The sequence below is a fragment of the Nocardia sp. NBC_00416 genome (assembly GCF_036032445.1).
Taxonomy (GTDB): domain Bacteria; phylum Actinomycetota; class Actinomycetes; order Mycobacteriales; family Mycobacteriaceae; genus Nocardia.
On sequence record NZ_CP107932.1, the window covers coordinates 2,957,096 to 2,970,926 of the forward strand.

Below are 13,831 nucleotides of genomic sequence, written 5' to 3' on the forward strand. Positions count from 1 at the left end.
GGTTAAGCCGCGGTGAGCCGCGGGTCCGGAGCCCTCCCGCCCGTCGCCCAGCCGACTGGTCAGGCGTTCCGGTCGAATGCGCCCGCGCTCACACCCGCGGTGAAGGCGTCCCACTCCCCCGGGGCGAAGACCAGCGCGGGTCCCTCGGTGTTCTTCGAATCCCGCACCCCGACCATGTCTTCTCGGAGGTGCGCGACCTCGACACACTCTTTGCTGCCGGTACTGCGGCTGCTCTTGAACCACACAGCACCGACCAGTTCCGCCCTCATACGTCGAACTCCTTCGCTATCTGCTCGATGAGACCTCGAGTGTCCCGCTCGTCCAAAGCTACTCGGTCGATGTCCGAATACGCCGCGCGATACGCCTCTGTCTCCAACGGCTTATCGAGGTACATGTCCCCGGTGAAGCCCTCGATGTACACCACCGGGGGTTCACTCAGGGCCGGGTTCAGATGTTCGGGAAAATCCAGGTACACAAAGTCCTTGTTGATGATTCCCGAATGGTTCGGCGCATCGAATCCCACCACTCGAATGGAGACATTCGGCCGTGTGCCGACTTCGATCAGCCGACGCATCTGGTCGACCATCACTTTCCGACCTCCGACGTGCCGCCGCAGTACCGATTCACACATGAACGCCCGGAATGTGAAGTCATCTGTGTAGAGCCGTTTCTGGCGTTGCGTCAGCAGTTCGACCTCTCGGATCAGATCGATGCGCTGCCTTTGCGACTTGCCGATCTCCCACACCGCGTGCCGGTAATCCGATGTCTGGAGCAGGCCCGGTACCAGCGTCGACTGCCAGGTGGTCGAACTCGACGCGGACTGTTCGAGACCGACGTACATCTCGACTTCCGGAACCATGGTGTCGGCAAACGACTGCCACCACCCGTCCTTGCGGGATTCCTGGGCCAGCCAGATCAGTTCACGGCGTTCCTCGCCGCTCGCCTCGTACAGGTCGCAGAGTGCGTTGATCACCATCCGTTTCGCTTCGCTGTTGCGCCCGGACTCCAGCCGCCACAGGGTCTGCGAACCCATTTCGCATTCCTGGGCCGCGTAGGCCCGGCTCATTTTCGCCGCCTCGCGCAACTCCCGCAGCCGGCGGCCGAGGATGCGGCGCGGCAGGGTCGAAGGGTTCGATTCGCTCGGCAAGGTCTCCACCTCTCGTTGGCTTCGCGCACGGTCATGTCAGATCGAATGGAACAGTCGAGCAGCTCGGAGAAACCGATCCGTATGGATCAAATAGATTGTGCGCCAATAGCTTACGGAGTACTCCGGCATCGGGGAAATCGATGTTGAATAACAGCGTGCCCGGCGCTCGGGGCGACCGGAGATCCGTGGAATCCGAGCCGCTCCGGCGCGCCCCGCGCACGCCCGCCCAGGCGGCGCACGAGACGAATCCGTATCCCCGAAGCAGTGAGAGGTGCCCATGATGTTCGGCCTGCCCGTGATCGACCACCGGCGCGTACCGGTCATGACCGTCGAGTACGCACACCTCGTCATGCAAGCGCATATCGACTGTCCGCTGTCCGCGTGCCCGGTCAAGCGGCAGGCCAAGGCGTACTTGGTCGGCGAACGCCGGGTGATCCCGGGCGACCGGCAGTTCATGGGTTACTGACCGTGCCGCACGCAGAGGAGGACCGCAGGATGCGCAAAGCTCTGCCACGCCGGATACCCGGCAGTGCCGAGATCCCGGCCGCGGCGATATGGCGCCCACCCCGCGTGAGTATCGCGACGTTGACCCGGATCGCCGAGGGGCTACGTCACTGGGAACCGCGGGACGGGAGCGGAACCCGATGACGGACCGGGAAAAGGCGCATCCGGATACAGCCGCGACCCTGCGCCTGCTCGGCCTACGCGCAGGTGACCGCGGCTACCATCTGACGCGCGAACCGGGCGAGCCGTGCCGATGGACGCTCTTGGACGCCCAGGACGGCGAACCCTTGCACTCCGCGTCGTCCCTCGCCGAGATCGCGCGGTTTCTCGATGAATGATCGCCCGGCGGGCCCGTACGCCGCCGGGTTCCCCCGCGAACGGAGACGTGGCTTCGCCTCCGTTCGCACTCGGCGGTAGCTCCGGCCGTTCGAGCCACAGCCGGCGCTACCGGACGACGACTACCGAGCCGCCCTGGCCGACCAGCCGTAATGCGTCGCGGAGCTGTGCGGGGCAACGGTCGCGGTGGGTTCACCGGCGCAGTCCGCGGACGCGTACACCAGGAACCCGCGATTGCTGCGGTTCTCGAAACGAATATCGCGCGGGAAGCCGCTGGCCCAGCACGAGTCCAGATCGCTCAGTTCCAGAGTGCCGTCGATGATCACCACTTCGCGGCCGTCTCCCGCCGAGCCGGTGGGGAACGCCGAGGCGGCGGGAGCCACCGCGGAGAGCGCGGCGGCGGCGAGAACGCCTAGGACAGAGAGCATTCGAATTTTCACGTGTCGATGCTAGTCGGGCGCGCACCGGTCCCCGGACCACCACCGCGAACACCCGCCGCCTCAGGGGCGGCCCGCACCCGGCGCGGGCGCGGGAAAGGCCACCACCCGGCCGGTGGGCTCCGGCGTTTCGGCGGCGCCGAATTCCTGGCCGACCACGAACAGCCGGGGATTGTCGCCGCGACTCAGCGCACAGGCGAACGCGCCGCGGTCGAGCTCGACGGTGCCCAGCACCGTGCCGCCTTCGGCCACCCGCACGCAGTGCCGGTTGCCCACGTCGGCGTACCACACCGCACCCTCCGCGTCGACGCAGATGCCGTCGGGATGATCACCCGGCGTCGGCGCCCACACTCGGCGGTCGCCGAGTTCCCCGGACGCGCCGATCGTGTACGCGGTGAGCCGCTCACCGTAGGACTCGGCGACGATCAAGGCGGCGCCGTCCGCGGTGATCGCCATACCGTTGGGGAAAGCCAGCTCGTCGGCGACCCGGCGCACCGCACCGCCGGGCGTGACGCGGACGACGAATCCCGGCGCGAATTCGCCACCGGGAAAGTCGAAGCCGATGCTGTTGACATAGGCGTTGCCGCGCGCGTCGATCGCGATGTCGTTCCACGGTTTGCCGGTGATCGCGGACAGGTCGGCGTGCGTCACCAGGTCGCCATCGGGTTCGCGGCGGAGCAGGCGGCCGTGAGCGGAGTCGACGATCAGCAGCCGGCCGTCGGGCAGGAAGTCGATGCACATCGGGAACGACGGAACCGAGGCGATCACCTCACTGCGCCCCGGGCCGTCGACCGCGATCACCTGACCCGCACCCCAGTCCGAGAACCACAGCTTCCCGCCGTGCCAGCGCGGTGATTCACCGAAGACGATCCCCTCGAGCAACACCTCGGGCTTGTCCACGTCGCGATTCCTTTCGTTCGGCGATGGTAGTGCCGACGGGGCGAAGGCTCGGAACTCATCGTCGGGGAGACCGGCGACGGATCCGGCGGCGACGCGCCGACATTCCGGTCGAGCAGAAGACAGCCGCAGCTCCCGGCCCGAGCAACCCTTTACGTAGGTAAAAACCTACGGTTGACGAGTAGGGATATTCCTACCTATTCTAGGGGCCGTGAGCAGCACGGACAGATCACCGCCGGCGCGACGCGCGGCACCACTCCGTGATCGCGCTCCCGCGCACAGCGCGGCGGCGGCCCGCTGCACCCGGCGCCAGAGACCCCGACGAGAGCCCCCATGCCGCACCGTATGAAGTCCACGACCACCGATCTGCTGTTCACCGCGCTGGCCAATCCGACCCGCCGCGACATTCTCGAACTACTCCTCGCGGGCGAGCAGCCGGTCCAGGCCATCGCCGAGCGATTCGAGATGGCGCGGCCGAGCGTCTCCGAGCACTTGAAGGTGCTGCGCGACTGCGGCCTGGTCTGCGAGGAGAAACGCGGCCGATATCGCTATTACCGGGTGGAACCGCAGCCCCTGCACGACCTGCAGTCCTGGCTCGACCCGTTCGAACGCTTCTGGCGGGCCCGCCTGCACGACCTGGGCGCGGTACTCGACGCACTACCCGACGAACCGAAGGAAAACTCCGATGACCGATGATCCGACCTCGATCGTGGTCGACCAGTTCTATCCGCATCCCCCGGCGAAGGTCTGGCGGGCGCTCACGACGCCGACCCACATGGAGAAATGGCTGCTGGCGCCCATCGGTTTCGAACCGGTCGTCGGCAACCGGTTCCGGATGAAAGCACAGCCGATGCCGGCGGTGGATTTCTCCGGCGAGATCCGGTGCGAAGTGCTGGAGGCGGTGGCGCCCGAGCGGCTGAGCATCAGCTGGAACGACGCGAACTCGGCGCAGGACACCGGGTGGACGGTGAGCTGGGACCTGCGTCCGGAAGGCCGGGGTACCCGGATCCTGCTGACACACAGCGGGTTCGACCCCGACGACCCCGGGTCGCAGCGGTCCCGGTCGATCATGGGCGGCGGCTGGGCCGGTATCGCGGCACGGCTGGGCGAGGTGGCAGGCACCGCCTGAACCTATGGTGGTCAGGTGAGCCCTGACCTGCATCGCGACCGCCGGCTGGCCGAGCTGCGCGAGTTCCTGCGCAGCCGCCGGGAACGGTTGACACCGGCCGACGTGGGACTGCCGGACGCCGGTAGGCGCCGGACCCCCGGGTTGCGGCGGGAAGAGGTCGCGGTACTGGCGGGGGTGGGCGTCTCCTGGTACACGTGGCTCGAGCAGGGGCGCGATATCAAGGTTTCCGACGATGTGCTCGACGCGGTCGGGCGGGCGCTGCGGCTCGCGGAGGTGGAGCGCGCACATCTGTACCGGCTGGCCGGGCTGAACCCGCCGCTGCCGCGATCCCGGCCGTCGGTTGCGGCGTCCCCGGAGATGCGCCGGCTGCTGGACGCCTGGGCGCCGCGGCCGGGCTATATCCGGGATCGGCACTGGAACTTCACCGCCGTCAACGACGCGGCCCGGGCGGTGTTCGGTTACGGCGATACCGACCACAACTGCCTGGTCTCGTACTTCACCAACGCCCGGTACCGGGTGGTGCACGAACACTGGGCCGAGACCGCACCCGATGTGGTGGCCGGTTTCCGGGCCGACTCCGCGCGCTATCCCGACGATCCGGAGTTCGACCGGATCGCGACGGACCTGGCGACGGTCAGCCCCGAATTCGCCGAACTGTGGGCGCGCCACGACGCCGCCGAGCACACCAGCGCGGTCAAGGCCGTCGACCATCCCGAAGCCGGGCTGCTGCAGTTCGAGGCGACGCTGTTCCCGCTGCCGGAACATCCCGGACACCACCTGATCCTGCACAATCCGCGCCCGGGCACCGATACCGCGCAACGGCTGGCGACACTGCTGGACGCGCAGCCTGGTGGTGCCACACCCACCATGAACTGACACTGCCTGCCCGCGCGCCGGCCGCCCAGGATCATTGTCATGACCAACGACACCGAGCAGATGCAGGCGATCACCATTCCCGACTTCGGGGGCGCCGAGGTGCTGCGCTTCGCCGCGATCGATATCCCCGTCCCGGGCCCCGGCCAGGTCGCCATCGATGTGCAGTATGCGGGCGCGAATTTCGCCGAGATCCTGTACCGGCAGGGCGTGGTGGACGTGCCGCTGCCGTTCGTGCCCGGCATCGAGGTCTCCGGCCGGATCCGGGCACTCGGCCCCGAGGTCGCGGGGCTGCGGGTCGGGCAGCCTGTCGCGGCCCTGACCATCGTCGACAGTGGCGGCTACGCCGAGGTGGTGGTGACCTCCGCGGAGTTGGTCGCCCCGCTCGACGACTACGACCTCGCGCCGAGCACGGCCGCGGCCCTGCCGTCCAACAGCACCACCGCGTTCCTGGTGCTGGACCGGGTGGCCCGTATCGAACCCGGCGAGCGCGTGCTGATCCACGCCGCCGCGGGCGGGGTCGGAAGTCAGCTCGGGCAGGCGGCGCGGCTGCTCGGCGCGGGCCGGGTGGTGGGCACCGTCGGCAGCGCGGCGAAGGTCGAAGCGGCCCGGCATTTCGGCTACGACGAGGTCGTCGTCCGCGATCAACTGGACGGCACCGGCGAATTCGACATCGTGGTGGATATGGTCGGCGGCGGCAACCGACAGGACAGCCTGGATCGGCTGGCCCCGATGGGGCGCCTCGTGGTGATGGGCAACGCGTCCGGCGCCGAGGATGTCGGGTTATCGGCCAACGCATTGTGGTTCGCCAACAAAACCGTGTCCGGGTTCAACCTCGCCGCGTTCGCGGGCGCGTATCCCGAGGCCGCCGGGCGGGCCCTGCGGCGGGCGGTAGGGGCCGCCGCACGCGGTGACCTGCGCGTACAGGTCGAGACAGTGCCGTGGGACGGGGTCGCGGAAGTACACCGCCGCATCGAAACCGGCGCCACCACGGGAAAAATCGTGCTGGCCGTCTGAATCCCGCACTGAGCTTCGGGACGACCGGCTCGGATCAGCCGGCCACGGTGAGCGGACCCGGGCTCCACTGCCCGCGGCGCACGGCCTCGGTGGGCAGGTACAACCGCAAGGTGGCGGTGAAGTCCCGGTCCGCCGGAACGGGCAGCCAGTTCTCCGCCGGAGCGCCGGCGGGCCGGTCGACCGCCAGGTACAGGGTGAGCGAGCCGTCGGAGTTGTAGCGCAGGTCGGTGTAGCCGTTCACCGCGTACCTGTGTGCGGGGTTGGCCACGAGCATGTAATCCGGTTTGCTCAATACCGTCAGCGACCAGAAACAGTTCTGCGCACTGCTCGGCAGTTCGTTCGCGGCGAAGGTCACCGTGTAGGACTTGTCGCCGGTCAGCGGCGCGCCGTCGGTACCCGTATGAGCCATGAGGTACACGGCCTCGAGCGCCGAGTTCCACCAGATACCACCGAAGTTGGCGGCCGCGCGGAAGTAGTAGTCGGCGCCGAACTTCTCGTATTGCGCGGTCGAACTCCAACCGTTGACGTGGTAACCGAAGCTGGTCATGAAATGGTTCAGCGCCGGCAGCGAACGCGTCAGGACGATCTGTTCCACGGCGGAGTGCTGGGCGGCGCCGGCGGCGATGTACTCGCTGATCCGGCGCAAGAGCGGATGCATCTCTGCGGCCTTCGGGCAGACATCCGTCGCGGCGAGCGCCTCGTCGAGGACCGGTTGATCGAATATCTCCGCACCGGGCAGGGCCCTGTTGGTGAACTGTTCGATCGGCACCGTCGGCTCGATGCGCGCCGACCCTGCCGAGGCCACGCCGAATCCGTGCTGCAGGGCGACCGCGCGTTCGAGATCATCGCCGATCTGCACCCGGGTGAGCAGTTTGGCCTTGCGCGAGGGAATGTCGATCCGCAGCGCCCCGGCCGGGATGTCGGGTGTCGATCCGGCCAGGCACACGGCGAATCGTCCGCTCGGATGTGCCGGGAAATTGCGTTCGTTGACGTTATGGGTGATCTCGGCCCATTCGTCCACGATCTGCGCCGTGTAGTAGAGCTCCGCCGGGATGGACGGGATCGTGAGCAGCGCCGGGGTGTCCTCGTCGACGGCGATCCACGCCTCGGAGTAGACCGTGTCGAGGTTCGGGTTGACGAATGTCGGGGCCATCCCCTCGCGCATGGCGGCGCCGACGGCCCGGTTGTGTTTCAGGACGTTGTAGTCGACGCCGTCCTCGGACAGATCGATCGTCTCTTGGCGGACGACCAGGAAGCGCCCGAGGATGTAGATGTAGGCATCGGTCACGTCCTGCGTGGTGAACGGTGCCCCGGCCAGGGAGTCTGTCATGAGAACCGCCCTTCGCTCCGCGATGCCGACCTTTCGCCACCGACGCTACGGCACCGACCGACGCCCTCCCCGGATCTCCGGGAGGGGAATTCGCTCGGCCGCGAAGAACGGATGAACCAGCGGCTGACCGTGCCGGATCGGACAGCGCAGGGCGCGAACCCGACGCGACGCGGCCGCCGCTCACGCGCGCGACATCGGCGGCGGAGTTTTCGCCCGGGTAACCACTTTCAGAGCACCGGCCCCGAGTGCGGCGAACGTGCCCCCGCTCCGGGGTCGGCGGATCCGATCACCGCCCCCAACGCGCGCAGAGCGGCGGCGAGCGCGGTGCGCTGATCGGCGGGGAGGCGGTCGGTGAGGGCGGTCTCGTGTTCCAGCAGAGTCCGCACGACCTGGTCGGTGAGACGATGCCCCGCCGCCGTCAGGGTCACCAGCACCCCGCGGCGAGTGGCCGACGTGGGTGCCCTGGTGATCAGCCCGGCCGCTTCGGCGCGGGTCAGCCGCTGCGAGATCGCACCGGCGGTGACGAGGCTGCGCGCCGCGATCTGACGCGTCGTCAACTGGTAGGGCGGGCCGGAGCGGCGCAGGGTGCTGAGCAGGTCGAGGGTGGAATCGTCGACGCCCAGCCGTCCGAGCGTGCGTTGCCGTTCGGCGGCGAACAGCCTGGCCACCCGCCACAGCGGGGTGAGGATCTCGATGGATTCGGTGCGCACGCCGGGCAGCTCTCGCTGCCACGCACCGGCTATCTGCGCCGAGGACGGTACCTCGTCCGGGTTTTCGTGCGCCATGGTCGTGCCCTCACCTGCCCTGGTACATTCAGTGCTAAATTTAGCGCTGAACATATCAGAAAGGGGGCGCTATGGGCCGGACGATCGTCATCACCGGCGGCAGCGCCGGCATCGGACGGCGGGTCGCGCAGCGGTTCGCCGAGTCGGGGGCGGACGTGGTGATCACCGGACGCACCCCGGATCGGGTCGAGCGGACCGCCGGTGAGCTCGGCGTACGCGGTATCGCGTGCGACGCCGGAATCCCGGCAGAGGTGGCCCGGCTCGCCGAACAGGCCGGACCTTGCGTGGATGTGCTGGTGAACATGGCCGGCGGGAACACCGACCTCACCCGCGGATCGGAGACCGCGTCCCTGGAGGAACTGTCCGCGCGGTGGCAGGCCAACCTCACCGCGAATCTGATGAGCGCGGTACTGACCACCTCGGCGCTGCGGGGCCGGTTACAGCCGGGCGGGGCGGTGATCAACGTCGGATCGATCGGCGCCGAATACGCGGCGTCGTCCTACGGGGCCGCGAAGGCCGCACTCGCGGCCTGGTCGGCCGGGATCTCGGCGCAGCTCGCACCGGCGGGGATCACCGTCAACACGGTCGCACCCGGATATATCGAGGACACCGAATTCTTCCGGGGGCAACTGACCGAGGAGCGGCGCGCCACACTGATCGATTCCACACACAACAAGCGCGCGGGCAACCCCGACGACGTCGCCGGGCTCATCGAATTCCTGGCGTCACCGCACGCCCGGCACATCACCGGCCAGACGCTCCACGTCAACGGCGGCGCGCATACGACCAGATGACCACCAACTCGCGGCGATTCACAGCGGCCGCCGCTGCACCACATCGGCCATGACCGTGCGGACGACCTGTTCGACGGCCGCGAACGCCGGCGCCGCGGAATCGCCGGCGAAGAGCAGATGCCCGGCCCCGATCAACGACAGCGCGAGCGATTCGATATCGGCGTCGACCGCGATACGACCCATCTCGCGTTCGTCGGCCAGGTAGGCGGCGATCATGGCGCCGGCCTCGGTCAGCACCGGGATGCCGGAAGCCGGCGTCGCGGCCCGCAGCCGGGTGCGCAGTTCGTCCCGGAAGATGACCAGCCCGACGATCGCCACCGCCATCGGATCGAACAGCTCGATCAGCGCACCGGTGAGATTTCCGGTGACGGTATCGGTTCCGGCGCGGCCGCGCAGGGCCGCGGCCTGCGCGTCGAGCCGGGCGACGCGGTCGTGCACGAGTTCGACCAGGAACGCGTCGAAGTCGGCGAAGTACCTGTGCAGGACCCCCTTGGCGACGCCCGCTTCCGCGGTGACCGCCCGGCTGGTCAGCGCGCCGGCACCGTCGCGAACCAGGACACGCTCGGCCGCGTCGAACAGCTGCTGACGCGCGTCACGGATATGCACCCCAGTCGGCACCGAGCATTCCTCCACAGATCGACGACGAACCCACCGATTGCCTAGTGGGCACCTGCCCACTAGGGTGGGCGCATGCCCACTGTATCGCGCGAGCAATCACCCCCTCCCGGCCAGGAGCCGCATCGGCACCGCGAGGTCGCCGAATCGTTCGGAGTGGACCCCCAACGCTACGACCAGGCCCGCCCCCGCTACCCCGACGCGCTCATCGCGCGGATTCTCGCCGGCAGCCCCGGCCGGGAGATCCTCGACGTCGGCTGCGGAACCGGTATCGAGGCCCGGCAGTTCCGTGCGGCCGGCGGCATTGTGCTGGGAGTCGACCCCGACGCGAGGATGGCCGAATTCGCGCGGCAGACAGGTGTGATGGTGGAAGTCGCCGCCTTCGAGGACTGGGACCCCCGCGACCGGACGTTCGACGCGGTCGTCGCCGGACAGGCCTGGCACTGGGTCGATCCGGTCGCCGGAGCGGCCAAGGCGGCGCGGGTCCTGCGCCCCGGCGGACGGTTGGCGGTCTTCGGGCACGCCTTCGACGCCCCCGCCGAGGTCACCGACGCACTGGCCGCGGCCTACCGGCGTATCGCACCCGATTCCCCATTCGCGCGGGCCGCCGCGCGGTCCGCACTGGAGACCTATGCGGCGATGTTCGCCGCGGCCGCCGACGGAATACGCCGCAGCGGTGGATTCGGCGAACCGGAGCAGTGGCGATTCGACTGGGAACAGTCCTATACCCGCGACCAGTGGCTGGATCACCTGGCCACGACCGGAGCGTTCACCACACTCACCCCGGACCAGCGCGCGACGATACTGGACAGCGTCGGCACCGCCATCGACGGGATCGGCGACGGCTTCACCATGCCGTACGTCACCCTCGCGGCGACGGCCGCAGTCGCTACCGACCACTGATCCACCACGCCCGGTCGAGTCCGGGAGACACCGGACCAGCGGACCCGCGTCCCGCACCAGCGATTCAGGCCGGGCGGGCGGTCACGATCCCTGCGCGAGGTCCAGCGCGGAACCCCCGGTCAGCCGATACGACGTCACGCCGGGCGAGCCGGCCACGACCCCTCCGCCAGGCCCGGCGCGAAACCCCGGCCAGCCGATACGACGTCATGCCGGGCGAGCCGGTCACGATCTCTCCGCCAAACCGCGCGGAGCCTGCTCGTCAGCCGATCCCGTATTCGGTCAGCACATCGATGAGCGCTCGCGGTCGCCGGTCGCCCGCTACCGGATCGACCAACGCGAAGGCACAGCCGATTTCGGCCGCACCGCCGTCGGCCTCGGCACTGTCGCCGATCATCAGTACATCGCTGGGCACCACACCGACTCGTTCACAAGCGATCGCGAAGAGTCGTGGATCGGGTTTCACCATTCCCTCGACGTACGACAACACATACGCCGCCACCTGGTCGGCCACGCCCCGATACTCGAACACCGCCCGGATATCCCACGCGATATTGCTGACCACGGCCACCGGAATCGCCGCTGCCGCCAGCACTCCCAGGGCGGCGCCCGTATCCGGGTAGGGCGCCCAGGATTCGGGGGACACGAGCTGGTCGTAGAGATAATCGGGGTTGCCCACCCCGGATCCGCGGAGCACCGCCGAATACAGTGCGCGATGCAGTGCGGGATCGAGATCCCGGTTGTCCCAGTCCTCGCTCAGCTCCTCCGGCAGACCACCGGGCCGCCCGACCGGAGCCGTCATCCGCCGCATCACTTCGGCATGCTGTTTCCCGGTCAACCGCTCGCCGGACCGATCCACCACACCGTCCAGCACCGGCTCGAAGCGGAAGAGGGTGCCGGAGAAATCGAACAGAACACCGCGAATGGCCATGGGGCCAGGTTACGGAGCGATACCCGGCACAGCCTCGGCTCAGCCGGCGAACTCACACAATCCGACCCCGGTGCTGCGCAGGGCGCCGAGACTGATCGGGTCTGCCCCCGCACCAGCGGCACGCAGCGGCTCGATAACAGGAACTCCGGCCGCCTCGGCATTGTCGTTGAGCGCGTAACTCTTCCCGTCCGGCGCGACGAACACCACCTGCACACCGGGGCGGCACTCCAGCACACCGCGTTCGACGGTGAGCGGCCACAGCGACCCGAAGTTCACGTCGGCAACAGGCTGCGTCGCCGAGTTCGGGGCCGGCAGCGGCACCGCAGCGGGGTGAGCCCGCTCCGGCCCCGAACCGCCACCGCACGCGGTGACCGAAAAGACCGCGAAACAGGCGATTCCCACCAAAGGACCCAATGAATTTCTCGAGACCATCAGGTCGACTCATCCCCCTGGACTCGTTCATCTGAAGTCAGCACCCCGGCCACTCACCATACTCGACGCACCTGCGGCACAACGTCGCCCGGCGGTGGGTGCGCCCATCACCCGTCTACCGCCGATGAGCGGGACCGTGACGAAGGGGGACGGAGCCGGGACAGGGTCGCGGGGGTGAGCTGCTGCGCGAGCGTTTCCAGAGCGGCGACGACTTCGGCGACAGCGTCCGGGTCGCCGGTGCCGAGCGCCGTGCCGAGTGCTGTATCGATCGTGGTGGAACGCACGACCTCGACCCGGCCGGATGCCTCGGGGGCCTGGTGGATGAGCACGCGCCGCCGGTCGGCGGGATCGGGTTCGGTCACGACGGCGCCCGCCTCGCGCAGGCGCGCGACACATCCGGAGACCTGGCTCTGCGGCAGACCGGTGCGTCCGGCGATCTCCCCCACCGCGCTGCCGGGGTTCTCGACGATATCGCTGGCCACGATCAGCACCGAACGCACACTCGTCGACTGCCCCCGCAGCCCCTCGGTGGGCATCGCCTCCTCACCGATCTTCATCAGGGTGCGTCCCAGCAGGAAGAGTTCGACTCCGTTCACCGCTCGCACGCTACCCGAAAAGCATCAATTCGAATACATCGAGATCGATACATTCGCAGCCGCGACCGTCGAGCGACCGTCGAACGCACCTCAGTCGACGAGTTCGCCCAGCCCGCGCAGCAGGAACGCGTTCACCGCCGCGGTGCCCTCCAACTGAACCAGATGTCCCGCACCGGCAACCCGTTCCACGGCTCGCAGATCGGGGAGCTCGGCCCGCATGGTGCCGAGCGGGTCACGGCCGCTGAACCCTTCCATATCGGGATCGTTCTCGCCGTACACGAAGTACACGGGCACCGCCGGAACCGCCTGCGCGTACTCCTCGGTCAGCTCCCAATTGCGGTCGAGCGCGCGGTACCAGTTCAGCCCTCCGGTGAACCCGGTGCGTTCGAATTCACCCGCCAGCGTGTCGAATTCCTCGGACGACAGCCAGGGCCACGGCAGTTCGGGCGCTTCGGGCAGGGCATCGATGTATCGGGTCCCCGGGGGGTGCTGCCAGACATCGAGATAGTGATAGTCGCCGCTGAGCGCGTAGTAGACCCGGGACAGGAACTCGCGCGGACGCTCCGCCAGGTGCGCGTCGGCCACGCCCGGTTCCTGGAAGTACTGCATGTGCAGGAAATGCCGTTCGGCCATCTTCGCCCAGTAGTAACCCGGCGGTTTCGGGGAGCGCGGCGCGAACGGATTGTTCAGCACCACCAGACCACGCACCCGCTCGGGCGCACGCAGGCCGAGTTCCCAGATCAGGGCCGCGCCGAAATCGACGCCGACGAAAACTGCTTGGTCGGCGCCGATATCGTCGAGCAGCGCGAGCAGGTCGCCGATCACGGCTCGATTGGTGTAGTCGTCGAGCGCCGCGGGGGCCCCGGTCCGGCCGGCGCCGCGCAGATCCGGCGCTATCCCCCGATACCCGGCCGCCGCGACCGCGGCCAGCTGGCGGTGCCAGACATAGCCGGTGTGCGGGAATCCGTGGCAGAAGATCACCGGGTAGCCCCGGCCCTGTTCGGCGATGTGCATCCGCACGCCGCCGGTCTCGACGAACCGGTGTGTCGGTTCCACCGCACCTCCCGAGTACTAGAACGCGTTACAGTTTCACGGTAACGTCCCGGAA

Annotated in this window: 19 protein-coding genes; 8 read left to right on the top strand and 11 right to left on the bottom strand. The window is 68.5% G+C overall.

Annotation, left to right across the window (positions count from 1 at the left end; genetic code table 11):
• Nucleotides 1–59 precede the first annotated feature (59 nt).
• Nucleotides 60–269 (bottom strand): DUF397 domain-containing protein, encoded by a 210-nt coding sequence (locus OG804_RS12205; protein ID WP_328396957.1) that lies wholly within the window; start codon nt 267–269, stop codon nt 60–62.
• Nucleotides 266–1,147: a helix-turn-helix domain-containing protein gene (locus tag OG804_RS12210; RefSeq protein WP_328396959.1), complete on the bottom strand. Its 882-nt coding sequence runs from the start codon at nt 1,145–1,147 to the stop codon at nt 266–268. The genes OG804_RS12205 and OG804_RS12210 overlap by 4 nt, the downstream gene beginning before the upstream one ends.
• Before the next feature lie 271 nt (nt 1,148–1,418).
• Here OG804_RS12210 and OG804_RS12215 point away from each other — a divergent pair, with 271 nt between their 5' ends.
• Both OG804_RS12215 and OG804_RS12220 read left to right on the top strand, forming a co-directional pair.
• Complete coding sequence (locus OG804_RS12215) at nt 1,419–1,613, top strand: hypothetical protein (RefSeq protein WP_442941809.1); 195 nt, start codon at nt 1,419–1,421, stop codon at nt 1,611–1,613.
• A gap of 178 nt (nt 1,614–1,791) precedes the next feature.
• The gene (locus OG804_RS12220) at nt 1,792–1,989 is read left to right on the top strand and encodes a hypothetical protein (protein ID WP_328396961.1); all 198 of its coding nucleotides are present in this window, start codon (nt 1,792–1,794) and stop codon (nt 1,987–1,989) included.
• A 120-nt stretch (nt 1,990–2,109) separates the two neighbouring features.
• On the opposite strand, the gene OG804_RS12225 is transcribed toward OG804_RS12220, so the two are convergent.
• Together OG804_RS12225 and OG804_RS12230 are read right to left on the bottom strand one after the other, a co-directional pair.
• A complete protein-coding gene (locus OG804_RS12225; protein ID WP_328396963.1) occupies nt 2,110–2,427 on the bottom strand; it encodes a hypothetical protein in 318 nt (105 codons plus the stop codon).
• A 60-nt stretch (nt 2,428–2,487) separates the two neighbouring features.
• A complete protein-coding gene (locus OG804_RS12230) occupies nt 2,488–3,324 on the bottom strand; it encodes an SMP-30/gluconolactonase/LRE family protein (protein WP_328396965.1) in 837 nt (278 codons plus the stop codon).
• A 330-nt stretch (nt 3,325–3,654) separates the two neighbouring features.
• Between OG804_RS12230 and OG804_RS12235 the strand changes: the two genes are divergently transcribed.
• From OG804_RS12235 to OG804_RS12250, 4 genes are read left to right on the top strand one after another with little or no spacing between them, the layout of a single operon-like run.
• Nucleotides 3,655–4,017 carry an ArsR/SmtB family transcription factor gene (locus OG804_RS12235; RefSeq protein ID WP_328396967.1) on the top strand — a complete coding sequence of 121 codons (363 nt, stop codon included), beginning with the start codon at nt 3,655–3,657 and terminating at the stop codon, nt 4,015–4,017.
• The gene (locus tag OG804_RS12240; protein ID WP_328396969.1) at nt 4,007–4,450 is read left to right on the top strand and encodes an SRPBCC family protein; all 444 of its coding nucleotides are present in this window, start codon (nt 4,007–4,009) and stop codon (nt 4,448–4,450) included. Before OG804_RS12235 ends, OG804_RS12240 begins: the two co-directional genes overlap by 11 nt.
• Nucleotides 4,451–4,465: 15 nt before the next feature.
• Nucleotides 4,466–5,326, top strand: a complete 861-nt coding sequence (locus tag OG804_RS12245; protein ID WP_328396971.1) for a helix-turn-helix transcriptional regulator — start codon at nt 4,466–4,468, stop codon at nt 5,324–5,326.
• A 39-nt stretch (nt 5,327–5,365) separates the two neighbouring features.
• Nucleotides 5,366–6,340 (top strand): quinone oxidoreductase family protein, encoded by a 975-nt coding sequence (locus tag OG804_RS12250; RefSeq protein ID WP_328396973.1) that lies wholly within the window; start codon nt 5,366–5,368, stop codon nt 6,338–6,340.
• A 34-nt stretch (nt 6,341–6,374) separates the two neighbouring features.
• Here the strand turns inward: OG804_RS12250 and OG804_RS12255 are convergent, their stop codons facing one another.
• Nucleotides 6,375–7,670, bottom strand: coding sequence for a DUF1214 domain-containing protein (locus tag OG804_RS12255; RefSeq protein WP_328396975.1), 1,296 nt, complete (start codon nt 7,668–7,670; stop codon nt 6,375–6,377).
• A 227-nt stretch (nt 7,671–7,897) separates the two neighbouring features.
• Entirely contained in the window at nt 7,898–8,455 is a 558-nt protein-coding gene (locus tag OG804_RS12260; protein ID WP_328396978.1) for a MarR family winged helix-turn-helix transcriptional regulator, read from the bottom strand.
• 71 nt (nt 8,456–8,526) lie between these two features.
• Between OG804_RS12260 and OG804_RS12265 the strand changes: the two genes are divergently transcribed.
• Nucleotides 8,527–9,249 carry an SDR family NAD(P)-dependent oxidoreductase gene (locus OG804_RS12265; protein ID WP_328396980.1) on the top strand — a complete coding sequence of 241 codons (723 nt, stop codon included), beginning with the start codon at nt 8,527–8,529 and terminating at the stop codon, nt 9,247–9,249.
• An 18-nt stretch (nt 9,250–9,267) separates the two neighbouring features.
• Here the strand turns inward: OG804_RS12265 and OG804_RS12270 are convergent, their stop codons facing one another.
• Nucleotides 9,268–9,867: a TetR/AcrR family transcriptional regulator gene (locus tag OG804_RS12270; RefSeq protein ID WP_328396982.1), complete on the bottom strand. Its 600-nt coding sequence runs from the start codon at nt 9,865–9,867 to the stop codon at nt 9,268–9,270.
• Between the two features lie 72 nt (nt 9,868–9,939).
• On the opposite strand from OG804_RS12270, the gene OG804_RS12275 reads away from it, so the two are divergent.
• Nucleotides 9,940–10,767, top strand: a complete 828-nt coding sequence (locus tag OG804_RS12275) for a class I SAM-dependent methyltransferase (protein WP_328396984.1) — start codon at nt 9,940–9,942, stop codon at nt 10,765–10,767.
• A 259-nt stretch (nt 10,768–11,026) separates the two neighbouring features.
• On the opposite strand, the gene OG804_RS12280 is transcribed toward OG804_RS12275, so the two are convergent.
• The 4 genes from OG804_RS12280 to OG804_RS12295 all read right to left on the bottom strand — a co-directional run bounded on the left by OG804_RS12280 (nt 11,027) and on the right by OG804_RS12295 (nt 13,779).
• On the bottom strand, nt 11,027–11,695 hold the full coding sequence (locus tag OG804_RS12280) for an HAD family hydrolase (RefSeq protein ID WP_328396986.1): 669 nt from the start codon (nt 11,693–11,695) through the stop codon (nt 11,027–11,029).
• A 39-nt stretch (nt 11,696–11,734) separates the two neighbouring features.
• Nucleotides 11,735–12,016 (bottom strand): DUF2511 domain-containing protein, encoded by a 282-nt coding sequence (locus OG804_RS12285; protein ID WP_328396988.1) that lies wholly within the window; start codon nt 12,014–12,016, stop codon nt 11,735–11,737.
• Between the two features lie 218 nt (nt 12,017–12,234).
• Entirely contained in the window at nt 12,235–12,723 is a 489-nt protein-coding gene (locus OG804_RS12290) for a MarR family winged helix-turn-helix transcriptional regulator (RefSeq protein WP_328396990.1), read from the bottom strand.
• Nucleotides 12,724–12,813: 90 nt separating this feature from the next.
• On the bottom strand, nt 12,814–13,779 hold the full coding sequence (locus tag OG804_RS12295) for an alpha/beta hydrolase (protein ID WP_328396992.1): 966 nt from the start codon (nt 13,777–13,779) through the stop codon (nt 12,814–12,816).
• Nucleotides 13,780–13,831 lie beyond the last annotated feature (52 nt).